At 41.8% G+C, this 13,245-nt stretch carries 10 protein-coding genes, 1 tRNA gene and 1 pseudogene; 10 read left to right on the plus strand and 2 right to left on the minus strand.

Annotation, left to right across the window (positions count from 1 at the left end; all coding sequences use genetic code 11):
- The first annotated feature begins 1 nt into the window (after nt 1).
- Nucleotides 2-790: a ScpA family protein gene (locus tag CXF88_RS10285; protein WP_101086757.1), complete on the plus strand. Its 789-nt coding sequence runs from the start codon at nt 2-4 to the stop codon at nt 788-790.
- 22 nt (nt 791-812) lie between these two features.
- A pseudogene (gene scpB / locus CXF88_RS10290) lies at nt 813-1,409 on the plus strand (SMC-Scp complex subunit ScpB); the annotation flags it as partial.
- 137 nt (nt 1,410-1,546) lie between these two features.
- Here scpB and CXF88_RS10295 read toward each other — a convergent pair.
- A complete protein-coding gene (locus tag CXF88_RS10295; protein ID WP_242445132.1) occupies nt 1,547-2,473 on the minus strand; it encodes a LysR family transcriptional regulator in 927 nt (308 codons plus the stop codon).
- Nucleotides 2,474-2,664: 191 nt separating this feature from the next.
- Between CXF88_RS10295 and CXF88_RS10300 the strand changes: the two genes are divergently transcribed.
- From CXF88_RS10300 to CXF88_RS10320, 5 genes are all read left to right on the plus strand, one after another.
- Complete coding sequence (locus tag CXF88_RS10300) at nt 2,665-3,744, plus strand: efflux RND transporter periplasmic adaptor subunit (RefSeq protein ID WP_101086760.1); 1,080 nt, start codon at nt 2,665-2,667, stop codon at nt 3,742-3,744.
- Between the two features lie 3 nt (nt 3,745-3,747).
- Nucleotides 3,748-6,813, plus strand: coding sequence for an efflux RND transporter permease subunit (locus CXF88_RS10305; RefSeq protein WP_101086761.1), 3,066 nt, complete (start codon nt 3,748-3,750; stop codon nt 6,811-6,813).
- Nucleotides 6,814-7,252: 439 nt separating this feature from the next.
- A complete protein-coding gene (gene rluB / locus CXF88_RS10310; protein WP_101086762.1) occupies nt 7,253-8,125 on the plus strand; it encodes a 23S rRNA pseudouridine(2605) synthase RluB in 873 nt (290 codons plus the stop codon).
- Nucleotides 8,126-8,319: 194 nt separating this feature from the next.
- A complete protein-coding gene (locus CXF88_RS10315; protein WP_101086763.1) occupies nt 8,320-8,649 on the plus strand; it encodes a hypothetical protein in 330 nt (109 codons plus the stop codon).
- A 214-nt stretch (nt 8,650-8,863) separates the two neighbouring features.
- Nucleotides 8,864-8,949: transfer RNA gene (locus CXF88_RS10320), tRNA-Leu, on the plus strand.
- Between the two features lie 643 nt (nt 8,950-9,592).
- Here CXF88_RS10320 and CXF88_RS10325 read toward each other — a convergent pair.
- Nucleotides 9,593-9,868: an HU family DNA-binding protein gene (locus tag CXF88_RS10325; protein ID WP_101086764.1), complete on the minus strand. Its 276-nt coding sequence runs from the start codon at nt 9,866-9,868 to the stop codon at nt 9,593-9,595.
- Between the two features lie 293 nt (nt 9,869-10,161).
- Here CXF88_RS10325 and CXF88_RS10330 point away from each other — a divergent pair, with 293 nt between their 5' ends.
- The 3 genes from CXF88_RS10330 to rplY all read left to right on the plus strand — a co-directional run bounded on the left by CXF88_RS10330 (nt 10,162) and on the right by rplY (nt 13,166).
- Nucleotides 10,162-11,583: a L,D-transpeptidase family protein gene (locus tag CXF88_RS10330; protein ID WP_101086765.1), complete on the plus strand. Its 1,422-nt coding sequence runs from the start codon at nt 10,162-10,164 to the stop codon at nt 11,581-11,583.
- Nucleotides 11,584-11,836: 253 nt separating this feature from the next.
- Nucleotides 11,837-12,388, plus strand: a complete 552-nt coding sequence (locus CXF88_RS10335) for a DUF882 domain-containing protein (RefSeq protein ID WP_101086766.1) — start codon at nt 11,837-11,839, stop codon at nt 12,386-12,388.
- A gap of 490 nt (nt 12,389-12,878) precedes the next feature.
- The gene (rplY, locus tag CXF88_RS10340) at nt 12,879-13,166 is read left to right on the plus strand and encodes a 50S ribosomal protein L25 (RefSeq protein WP_011636915.1); all 288 of its coding nucleotides are present in this window, start codon (nt 12,879-12,881) and stop codon (nt 13,164-13,166) included.
- Nucleotides 13,167-13,245: the final 79 nt, after the last annotated feature.

A 13,245-nucleotide genomic window follows, 5' to 3' on the forward strand; every position in this document is an offset into this window, starting at 1 on the left:
CATGCCAGGCAGTCAGCAAAGCCTGCCATTAGCAATGGTTCGTGGCCAAGCGCTTAATAGCATGCCCCTAGACTTGTTTATTCCGCCTGAGGCCTTAGAAGTGTTTCTTGAAACCTTTGAAGGCCCATTAGATTTATTATTATATTTAATCCGCAAACAAAAATTAGATGTGGTTGATTTGCCTATTCAACAAATCACCCAACAATATTTACTCTATATTGAAATTCTCACTGAAGCGCGCATTGAACTGGCTGCCGACTACCTTGTGATGGCGGCAACATTAGCGGAGATTAAATCCCGATTATTGTTACCTAAAATGGCCAGTGAAGATGATGAGGAAGAAGATCCTCGCGTGGTGCTTATACGGCAATTAAAAGCCTATGAAGTGATCAAACAAGCTGCTGTGGATATTGATACGTTACCGCGGATTGAACGAGATGTGTTTCCAGCATCTGTTAGCGCAGCCCCAGACATTAAACCGGTGACGGTACCACCAGATGTTTCGCTGGTGGATATAGCTCGTGCGTTTGGCGAAGTGCTAAAACGCATTGATGCCAACGAAGATCATCATGTAAAGCGTGAACATTTATCTACCCGTGAACGCATGAGCCAAATTTTAGCTAAATTATCCAGTACAGAATACATTGGTTTTGAGTGTTTGTTTGATGTCAGTGAAGGTCGAGCCGGTGTAGTGGTGAGTTTTTTGGCACTCATGGAGCTGGTTAAAGAGTTACTCGTTGAGTTAGTGCAAAATGAACCGTTTTCACCCATCTATGTAAAAGCGTATTAATTAACGATATTCGAAGAGATCCATGAAGCCCATTAATCCTATTCAGTTAAAACAGCTTATTGAAGCCAGTTTGTTTGTCTTAGCTAAGCCGTTGTCGGTAAAAGCCATTAAAGAAACGGTGTTAGCTGACTTTAGTGTATCGCGCACGCGCATTCAGGAAACGCTTGATGAATTACAGCAAGATTATCAAGAGCGGGGCGTACAGCTAGTTAAAGTCGCTAGTGGTTATCGTTTTCAAACTCAAGAAATACTCAGCCCTTATTTACAACCTCTGTGGCAAGACAAATCCCCTAAGTATTCTCGTGCAACGCTTGAAACGTTGGCGGTGATTGCATATCGGCAACCAGTAACGCGTGGTGATATTGAATATATTAGAGGCGTTGCGATTAGCAGTAATATCATAAAAAGCTTAGCGGATCGGCAGTGGATTAAAGTGGTTGGCCATAAGGAAGTACCTGGTAAACCAGCATTGTATGCGACCACCCCTGCATTTCTGGATTATTTTAATTTAACAAAACTTGCCGATTTACCTGCATTAACCGATGCAGCATCACTGCAAGGGTTATTTGATAAAGTGCAAGTTGCTCTCGATGAGCCTACAGATGATGCCAGTAGTGATGATCACCAAGACGATGGTCAACAAGTTAATGACGAGCAAAACGATAGCGAAAACAGCAGTGATACAACCACAAATGAACTTGATGATGTAGACGACGAAGCCGATGATGTTGTTAAAAACAGCCAAAATCTAACCCATTAAATCCACACTTTAGTATTGTTTGCCGCCCCTTTGTCGCTAGTTTGAACAGGGAGCTGGGCGAGCATGTAATCGAGTAAGCGCTGACCCGTTAGGCTTAAAAATCGTCTTGACGGATACACTAGAAATACCACGCCAGTATAAGGCGCTAAATCATTAAATAAGCGCACTAACGCCCCTTGCTCTACGTCATCCTGACATAATTTTTTGGGTAAATAACCAATCCCTCGGCCTAATTTTGTAGCTTCATAAGCCAGTTGAATGCTATTGGTGCATAAATTGCCTTTTACGGCCTGCATAGCGTCATTGGCGAGTGGCACTTCACTGAAGGTTTTACCATTTGGGAAGCGAAATAAAATTGAGTTGTGTTGTTCAATATCACTCAAGGTGACAGGCATGCCAGCTTTGGCTAAGTATTCTGGGCTGGCAAAGAAACACATATCTTCACTGATAACCGGTTTGGCCACCATGTCGAGCTCACTAAACGTTTCATTCACCATAAATGCGATATCAATATTGTTACGCACCATGTCTAAGGGCTCGGTACTGGTAATGATCTCAAGCGAAAACTTAGGATTTTCATCCATAAAGGCAAATATTTTACTCACGATATCCATTATCTGCGGGATAGGAAATATCAAAATCCGTAAGTGGCCAGTCAACTCTGCTTTGTTGTCGGTAATATCTGCAAGAGTTCGATCTAAGTCAGCTAACATTACCAAGGTTTTTTCGTAGAAATGACTGCCTGCAGAGGTCAGTGTTATTGCGCGACTTTGGCGATGAAACAACTTTAAATTTAATGACTCTTCTAACGATTGTAAGCGTCTGCTGACCGTCGATTTAGGTAAATTCAACAAATTAGCGGCTTCAAGTATGCTGCCGGTTTCGACAATCCGGTGAAATAATGCAATGTCTTCGGTTTTCATGTGGATTGCTCTGATTATGGCAAATAAGTCAAACTCAAATAATGGGATTGATGTTCCCAAATAAACCCATTTATTGCAACTATAATTCAGGGTATTGTTCGGCCCAATTGTGAATTAACTGTTATCCCTGAAAAGGGGAATATTGTTGTCACCACGTCTTTTTAACGCTTAGTTCTCAAGGATCATAGTCGATGAAATATCACTCAACGTTGCCGTTGGCATTGCTTATTTCTCTTATTTTAGTCGGTTGTACGCCTGTTGAAAGCGCCGTACAAGATGTACTGGTGCGCCCAGTAAAATTGTTTGATGTGACACAGTCATCAGGCAATACCATTCGTCAGTTTCCTGCAAGAGTCGAAGCAAATAGCCGTGCAGAATTATCATTTAGGATTTCAGGCCAACTTGTCAGACTGGATCTTGTTGAAGGGCAACATGTTAAACAAGGTTTTTTACTGGCTCAATTAGACGATCGCGATGCGCATAATAATTTAATGACTCGTGAGGCCGAGTATGACTTGTTGCTCGCAGACTTTAGCCGTAATCAAACCTTATTAGAACGTAAATTAATTTCGCAAGCGCTATTTGACAGCAGTAAAGCCCAACTTAAATCGGCCAAAGCAGCGTTAGCTGCTGCCAATGATCAAGTCAGTTATACCCGTTTAGAAGCGCCATTTAGCGGCACCATTGCAAAACGTTTGGTAGATAACCACCAAATTGTTCAAGCAAACCAAGGTGTGATGACCCTGCAAAATAATCAGTTACTTGATGTCAGCATTCAGGTACCTGAAGCAATGGCGGCAGTATTAACTCAAGATATTGCCAATGGTTTAGCTGCAAAAGTTCGTTTTAGCGCATTAGATGACATGGTGTTTGATGCAAAATTTAAAGAATACTCAACTCAAGTGACACCAGGCACACAAGCTTACGAAGTAGTGTTTTCATTACCACAACCTGACAATGTACAACTATTGCCAGGCATGAGTGCCGAATTAACTTTAGCGACGCTAAATGACTCCCCAAAAGGCTTTAGTACCATAGTGCCTATTTCAGCCGTAGACAAACAAGACCAAAATGGTGATGTAACCGTGTGGCGTTATCAGCCAGAGAGTGGAGATGTTAGCCCGGTAAAAGTGACTCTCGGGCGGGTGAGTACTGACGGCGTAGAAGTGTTAACTGGGCTCCAAAAAGGCGATGCTATTGTTGCCGCAGGATTATCGCAATTATCTGAAGGCATGAAAGTAAAACCTTTACGCTGGCAACGAGGAGTGTAATTGATGAATGTTGCTGAGTATTCCATCAATCACAAAGTCATTAGCTGGATGTTCGCGTTTTTACTGCTTATTGGCGGCAGTGTTGCTTTTACTGGATTAGGACAATTAGAATTTCCTGAATTTACCATTAAGCAAGCGTTGGTGATCACCGCTTACCCTGGTGCGTCGCCTGAACAAGTAGAAGAAGAGGTGACATTACCGCTTGAAGATGCATTACAGCAGCTTGATGGTATTAAACATATCACCTCTATTAACAGTGCTGGACTATCACAAATTCAGGTTGAAATTAAAGACAGTTATGACAAACATCGCTTACCACAAGTGTGGGACGAGGTACGTCGAAAAGTTAATGACACTACAGGGCGTTTACCACCCGGCACCGCAAAGCCACAAGTGATTGATGACTTTGGTGATGTATACGGTATTTTACTTAACTTGTCAGGTAACGATTTTAGTAACCGAGAACTGAGCAACTATTCAGATTATTTACGCCGCGAACTGGTGCTTGTTCCCGGGGTAAAAAAAGTCTCTGTGGTGGGTGATGTGACAGAGCAAGTGGTGATTGAGATTTCACAACAAAAATTGTCAGCGCTAGGCTTAGATCAAAATTACATCTATGGATTAGTCAACAATCAGAACGTGGTGTCTAATGCTGGCAGTATTGTCATTGGTGATAATCGTATCCGTTTACATCCTACCGGTGAGTTTAGTTCGGTAGAGGAATTGTCTCGTTTAGTGGTGAGCTCACCTGGCAGCACTGAGCTTATTTATCTTGGGGATATTGCCAACATTGAAAAAGACTATGACGACACTCCCAATGTGCTTTATCACAATAGTGGTGAGGCGGCGTTATCGTTAGGTATTGCGTTTTCTGGCGGCGTAAACGTAGTCGATGTGGGTCAACGTGTTAGTGAACGCTTAGTTGAGCTTGAATCACAACGACCGTTAGGGATGAGCCTTGATACCGTTTATAACCAAAGCTCTGCTGTCGATAATACCGTAAAAGGTTTTTTGATTAACCTTTTAGAGTCGATTGCGATTGTTATCGCGGTATTATTATTGTTTATGGGCCTTCGTTCTGGATTATTGATGGGCCTAATTCTGCTACTCACTATTCTAGGTACTTTCATTGTGATGAAAGTATTAGACATTGAATTACAGCTTATTTCTCTGGGCGCGCTGATCATTGCCTTAGGCATGTTGGTCGACAACGCCATTGTGGTGACCGAAGGTATTTTGATTGGCTTACAACGCGGTAAAACCCGTCTTGAAGCGGCCAAGCAAGTGGTATCGCAAACGCAGTGGCCATTGTTAGGTGCCACTGTGATTGCCATTATTGCTTTTGCACCCATTGGTTTGTCACAAAATGCTGCCGGTGAATTTTGTCGTTCATTGTTCCAAGTGTTGATGATTTCACTGTTTATCAGTTGGATAACGGCAATCACCTTAACACCGTTTTTCTGTAATTTACTATTCAAAGAGACCTCGCCACAAGCTGAGCAGGTAGACCCTTATAAAGGTTGGTTATTTACCACTTATCGCAGTTTTTTGTACTTTGTATTGCGCTTTCGTCTCGTTACATTGTCAGTGGTGTTGGCGATGTTAGTCACAGCAGTAATAGGCTTTGGTCATATTAAAAACGTATTTTTTCCCGCATCTAATACGCCAATATTTTTTGTTGATGTATGGATGCCAGAAGGGACAGACATTAAAGCAACTGAACGTTTTACCGGCGAAATAGAGAAAAAGCTACTGCAAGAAAGTGAGCTTAATGACACAGGTTTAGTGCACCTGACATCTGTCATCGGCCAGGGTGCCCAGCGTTTTGTATTACCTTATCAGCCTGAAAAAGGTTATCCAGCTTTTGCTCAGCTTATCGTCGAAATGCGTGATTTAGCAGCCGTTAAGGCTTATATGCCGCAAGTTGAACAGCTGTTAAATAGCCATTTTCCCCAAGCACAATATCGCTTAAAAAATATGGAAAATGGTCCGTCTCCAGCGGCTAAAATCGAAGCCCGTTTTTATGGCGAAGATCCTCAAGTGCTGCGCAATTTGGCCGCACAAGCTGAAATTGTTTTTAGAAATGAGCCGACAATGGATGGTGTTCGCCATAATTGGCGCAATCAAGTGCCACTCATTCGCCCGCAACTGCAAAATGCTCAAGCGCGTGAAACTGGCATCAGTAAGCAAGATTTAGATAATGCCTTGCTGGTTAATTTTAGTGGTAAACAAATTGGCTTGTATCGTGAAACTAGCCATCTGTTACCGATTGTTGCTCGTGCACCTGCAGCCGAACGTCTTCAAGCTGATAGCTTGTGGAAAATGCAAATATGGAGCACAGAGAACAATATATTTGTACCCGCAACACAAGTTGTTAGTGAGTTCAGCACTGAATGGGAAAACCCTCTCGTGATGCGCCGTGACCGAATTCGTATGTTGGCAGTATTGGGCGATCCCAAATTGGGATCTAATGAAACCGCAGACTCGGTACATAAAAAAGTCAGAAGTAAAGTGGAGGACATTCAGCTGCCGGCAGGTTATCGCTTAGAGTGGGGCGGGGAGTTTGAATCAGCAGGAGAAGCTCAAACAGCCGTCTTTAGCTCGATTCCGATGGGTTATTTAGCCATGTTTTTAATCACGGTATTTTTGTTCAATTCAGTTAGGCAACCTTTAGTCATTTGGTTCACTGTACCATTAGCGGTCATCGGTGTTTCTGCGGGATTACTGTTGTTCGATGCCCCATTCAGCTTTATGGCGCTACTTGGGTTGTTGAGTCTCTCCGGGATGGTGATTAAAAATGGCATTGTATTAGTGGACCAGATCAATCTCGAACTTGAAGAAGGTAAAGAACCTGGATTCGCACTGGTTGATTCGTGTGTGAGCCGTGTTCGCCCGGTGATGATGGCGGCCATTACTACTATGTTAGGCATGATCCCATTAATTAGTGATGCTTTCTTTGGTTCTATGGCCATCACCATCATTTTTGGTTTGGGCTTTGCTTCTCTACTCACCTTAGTGGTGTTGCCGGTAATGTATAGTCTTGTGTTTAATCTTAACGTGACTCGCTAAGCGCTACGTTTTATATTTAATCGTAATATCGAATTGTTTATTAAATGATTAAGGCTGCTGACGGATAATGTTAGCAGCTTTTTTTATGGGCTGAATAAATCTATTGGCTTGGGTTAGGCAGGCTGATAAAAGTATTAAGCAATCGTAACTCGATGTATGGACTCCACCACTCTACGGTCGTAGATTGGTGGAGTCTAAAACAAAAGGAGTCCATACATCGAGTTCAGGTTAAACAGCCTGATTTCTAAGCGTTTATGGCATCTGTTATCCTGAGTTAAGCTTAGTGATGGTATTTTTTGCTCACAAGCCCCATTCAGCGTATAATCTACGCACTTTTCTAATTGTATGCGCCATTGGCGGGTACAATCCTAAAAAGACAATAAAGCAAGAGTAATTAACCTTTTGTTTTTTATAAAATTTCTTTAAAGAGTCCCCGCTAATGAGTGAAAAATTGCAGAAAGTCTTGGCCCGTGCAGGCCATGGCTCCCGTCGTGAGATGGAGGCATGGATTGCTGCAGGCCGAGTTAGTGTTGACGGTGAAATTTCTGGTTTAGGTGATCGTGTAGAGGTTGACGCCAAAATACGTATTGATGGCCGTGCTATTTCATTAAAATCAGCTGACGACATTATTTGTCGTGTACTGGCATACCATAAACCTGAAGGTGAGATTTGCTCGCGCAAAGATCCTGAAGGCCGTACTACCGTGTTTGAACGTTTACCTAAAGTGCGCGATGCTCGCTGGGTTGCGGTAGGGCGTTTAGATATTAATACTTCAGGGTTGCTGTTATTTACCTGTGATGGTGAATTAGCTAACCGTTTAATGCATCCTTCAAATGAAGTAGAGCGTGAATATGCTGTGCGTACATTTGGTGAAGTGCCAGAAGCAGCTGTACAGCGTTTACGTACCGGCGTGACTTTAGAAGATGGTCCAGCACAGTTTGATACCATTAAAGCTGCTGGTGGCGAAGGCATAAACCAGTGGTGGCATGTCACTCTTCGCGAAGGACGTAATCGTGAAGTTCGTCGTTTGTGGGAATCACAAGACGTGCAGGTCAGCCGTTTAATCCGCGTACGTTATGGCAAAGTTGAGTTACCAAAAACATTACCGCGTGGTGGTTGGATTGAGTTGCCAATGGACCAAGTTAACTATTTACGCCAACTTGCTGGTTTAGAAGCTGAAACACGATCTGTTTTAGGTTCGGATAAACACAGTGTTGCTCGTTCTAAAGTTAAAAGTGCTAAAATCCGCCGTGCAGTTCATAAGCATAAAGTGGTTGGTAATCACGGTAAACCAACTCGTCAGCGTAGCTAATATTGATATTTAGGTTACTTTATAGAAGGTCGCGGATGCGGCCTTTTTTGTTAGTTTTTTTCGATGAAAATTAATTATTGCTCACCTACTTGTCAAAAGTTTTTTCTCAGATATGATTCTCAAAATTTACGACTTATTGTGCTGTTTTTCGACGATTTATGCGCCGCAGCATTTACATTGGTTATTAGGACTGTATGAAAAAATTATTGTTAGGTTTGTTAGTATCGTTATTGGTAGCATGCGCGTCAGCTCCTAGCTGGCAAGGAATGTCTGAACGTGAGATCAGCCAATGGAAAGCAATAGGCTTTGATTCAACCCAAGCGCAAAATTGGCGCGTAAGAGGTTTTGGCCCTACAGAATCTGATGGTTGGATAAAAGCCAACTTCAATTTAGATACTGCGACCATTTGGGCTAAAGAATCGTTTAATGTTGAAGAAGCACAAGTGTGGAGCGAAGCAGGTTTTGAAATTGAGGAAGCTGTCACCAATCGCAGTAAAGGGTTAACCCCTGTTAGAGCTAATTAATCATTTTTGTGCTAAGCATCTTGTTTTGTTGGATTTTACATCGGATTGACGTTTTTTGAAGCGTTCAGTTCGATGTGATGAATATTTTAGTTGCTTGGCCAAAAAAAAACAGTAAAGTGTCACCAAGTTAAGCGGGACGCGAAAGTAACCCTGTTTATCTTATGCAAATATGAATTAAGTGATTTGATGTTTGTTATCAAGACACGCTCAGTTTGCCCGAGTGGTGGAATCGGTAGACACAAGGGATTTAAAATCCCTCGCTGAATAAGCGTGCCAGTTCAAGTCTGGCCTCGGGTACCATTATAATCTCTAGCAATAGAGAGTGGTGTAAAAAAGCCTCAACTTATGTTGGGGCTTTTTTACGTCTGAAATTTGGTTGTGAACGGTAACAAACGCTAAAAAAGGTGAGAGCGATAAGAGCGAACGAGCCTAGATGCTAGGGCGGACTTCGTCCTACTAGTTCGCTACGCGGCTATAAGAGCGGGTTATTGGGAAAGTCGTTGGCTAGTTTCAGTTAGGTAGAGTTAAACTGGATAACTGCAGGTATAGCCTCTAGCTACGATCGCTCTAGCACCTAGATTTTTAATCTCCAGACGTTGAGCCATCTACGCTCAGCATGCAACAATAATCCGCAAACCGTTTTCTCGTGACGCAGGTATAGTCTCTAGCCGCGAAGCGTTCTAGTACCTAGGTTTTTAATCTCCAGACGTTGAGCACTCTACGCTCAGCATGCAACAATAATCCGCAAACCGTTTTCTCGTGACGCAGTTATAGTCTCTAGCCGCGAAGCGTTCTAGTACCTAGGCTTTTAATCTCCAGACGTTGAGCACTCTACGCTCAGCATGCAACAATAATCCGCAAACCGTTTTCTCGTGACGCAGTTATAGTCTCTAGCCGCGAAGCGTTCTAGTACCTAGGCTTATAAGGTTTCTACCACTTTGGCTTAAGCGTTAATCAATGCTTTTAATGCGGGTGATACTTTAAAGCTGGGTTGATTAAATCCGTCAATTTCTATGGTTTCACCGGTTTGTGGATTACGACCTAGTTTTGGTAAGTAAAAACGTAATTCAAATGTACCAAATTGGGGGATGTAAATTTTTTCACCTTCTGCTAAACCTTGATGAATAACCGCTAGGATTTGTTCAAGTTGTTGCTTAGCTTGAACTTGAGGAATGTCCATTTTGTTGGCCATGGTTTGAGTGAGTTGTTTTTTATTCATGTGATTCTCTATTGCTTCAGTACTTCTTATTCACCTTATAACAATTCAGCATGGCCCTTCCTAGTTGTGTATTCATAAATTAATGTTAACTGGTTACTTTTCATCTAGATGATTAATTTTCACTGACTTAGGTAAGGCTTAGGTAGCGAATAGGTAACGCTTTGGTATTCACTTTTGTTGATTAATTGTTTCTTGCACCCAAGCACATTTATTATTAATCATAATGGCTATATTCATTTCACTTACGTGAAAAAACATGACAATATCATTGTGTGGGGCCAATGGGGAATAGCATGTTCAGCAAACTGAAACTGTCTGTAAACGTTAGCATAATGGGTATATTGCTTTTGTGTGTGTCGCCATTTGTGTTGGCTAACACTGAAGAGCAATACGGCAATTTGACTCAACATCTGCAATTACAGTATTTGGCTGAGCCCACAGCACAGCGGGCACAATATTTAGCGATATTACAGACAGGGTCCGCTGCTGAACAATTAGAATATATCGACAACATTCAACAGAGTGTGGCCGCTTTTTGGCATAATAAACAAGTACCCCTGCCATTTGATTCAATAGCTAACACCACTTCGTTACGTGATAAAAACATTGCACTGGAGCCTGCTGCAGATGATTACCTTGGGGTAATAAATGATCTGCGTAAGTTAATGTGGTTATCGAAAACGCAAGATTGGCCAACCATCACGCTTGAAGGGCTGTTGCGCCCTGGAGATAGTCACCCAAGCATTAAGCAAATTAATCAACGTTTGTGGTTGTTAGGTGATGCGTACGCATACCTTGCGGATGAAGATAAATATCAACCGGCTTTGGAGCAAAGTGTTAAACGCTTTCAGTCTCGGCATGGGTTAAAGGCCGACGCGGTTATTGGTCCTAAAACCTTGTTCTGGTTAAATCAAACTCCACAACAACGAGCCTCTTTATTAGCAAAAAGCTTTGTCGAAAAAACGACCTATTTAAGCCAGCTCCCTCAGTCTTATCTGTTGATTAATATTCCGGCTTTTCAAATGGTATTAGTCGATCAAAATGAAGTGGTGTTGACGTCGAAAGTGATTGTGGGTAAGCCATATCGACAGACTCCGGTGATGACGGGGCAAATTTCTAATATAGTTATCAATCCCACCTGGACAGTACCTCGACAACTTTTACGTAAGGATATTTTACCGCAAGTTAGATTAAATGGTGCTTACTTTACCGATAGACATTTTGATGTGTTTGATTATGAAGGTCATCGTGTCGATAAAACACCTCAACAGTGGCAACAGGCTGCAAAAGGGAAATTCCCGTACAGAGTGGTTCAGCGCCCCGGTAACGGTAATGCATTAGGCCGTTATAAATTCCACTTTAACAATGACCAGAGCGTGTATTTACATGATACGCCAACACCTGAAATGTTTGCACATGTGGAGCGGGATGTATCATCAGGTTGTGTGCGAATTGAAAAAGTACAACAGTTAGCCGACTGGTTTGCCAACCATTTAGTTATTGATAAGCGTACTTGGGCCCATTTGCAGTCTAATCACACTCAAACTCAATGGTTTGCCTTATCATCAACCTTGCCTGTTCACATGGTATATTGGCGCGCTTGGGTCGATGAACAGCATGTTGCGCAGTACCGAGATGACATTTATCAATTAACCCCAGTAGAGTCGATGAAGTTATTAAGCCATAAAGTCACCAGTAACGATATTGTGCAATAATCATAATTGATGAAACAAAGTTAATGAGGTTTTACTTCATCCCTAAGTACTTGAGCTATATCACACTCTTATGTAAGTTAGTGTGTTTAATGCACATCTCAACATAGGCATACTTGCATTTATCAGCATTAATGGTTAATTTATTCGCCAGTTGGATAAAAAAGCAACAACGCAATGAAAAGCGCTGTGAAGATGAAATCGTGCTTTTAAAGCCGATAAGTATCGTAATTTAGATAATTTAAGTGGTGTATAAATGACAATAGAGTGCCTAACTCGTCGGCAGTTATTATTAGGCTTAAGCGGTGCCGCAGTGGTAACTCTGTTACCGAATACCGCGCAAGCAAGTCGTTCTACTCTTGGTGTTAAAGATTTACGTTTTTATAATTTGCATACTGGTGAAAGAAGCCAAGGAAGTTTTTGGGTTGATGGTCAATATCAATCAGAAACGTTGACTGAATTTAATCAAGTATTACGGGATCATCGCCAAAATTTAGCCGCACCGATTGATAAAAGATTATTTGAATATTTGTATAAATTACAGGTTACATTAGATAATCAAGATGAAATCCATGTTATTTCAGCTTATCGTTCACCCAAAACAAATCAAATGCTCGCATCGCGAAGCAATGGGGTTGCCAAGAAAAGTTATCACATGAAAGGCATGGCGATGGATATTGCTTTACCCGGAGTGAAAACTAAACACTTACGCGATGCTGCTGAGTCGCTTAAGTTAGGTGGTGTAGGATTTTATCCTCGAGATGGGTTTGTGCATATTGATTGTGGGCCAGTGAGGCGTTGGGGTTAATTAATACCAATATCATTAAATATCTGGTCAGTTCAGAGTCTGTCAGGTTTTTCATTTCAAGGCGTATTGATGTAGAAATGGTTGTTCCCTTTTAAATCGATGCAACACAGAAGTGGCATACCTGAGAGACTCTATTCTGGCGGGTTTCAAAGTACTTTATGCTTTGTTAGATGCTTTCAAAATACGACTGCATGGTCTATTTCCATAAAAATAAGACATTCCCACTATTCATGGCGGTCAGATGCTAGCGGTTAGATGCTAGAGGTAGAGTAACGCATGAGCTTGTTACCGATCATCACTATTCGTTTCAATCATCTGCCTTGCCTACAGCACTTTGAACTCCCGCTGAAAGAGCACATATTTAATAGGATTGGTATATCTTCTTGTGGGTTGATAATGGCTGTGGTAATATCCGCGCGCTTTATTTGAGTCATCGTTGGTCGAAAATGATGACGCCTTCATACCTTATTAATTATTAAGTGAGTGACTAATGTCTTACACAATCAACGCAGTAACCCGCACAGAAATCGGGAAAGGTTCGAGCCGCCGCCTACGTCATGCCGGTAAAGTTCCTGCAGTAATTTATGGTCCAGGTAAAGAGCCTGTATCAATCAAGTTTGAACACAAAGACATCATTAACATCCAGTTAAATGATGACTTTTACACAACTGACTTAACCGTTTCTATTGAAGGTAAAGAAGTTAAAGTTCGTGTAAAAGCTATCCAACGTCACGCATTCAAGCAATTGGTTGAACACATTGACTTTATGTTTGCTTAATCGCAAATGTGAAAAAAAAGCGCCTTAGGGCGCTTTTTTTATGACTGAATGTTTATCGCTAAATTTATTCTTATAATGC

The organism is Shewanella sp. ALD9, from assembly GCF_002836315.1.
Classification (GTDB): Bacteria; Pseudomonadota; Gammaproteobacteria; order Enterobacterales; family Shewanellaceae; genus Shewanella.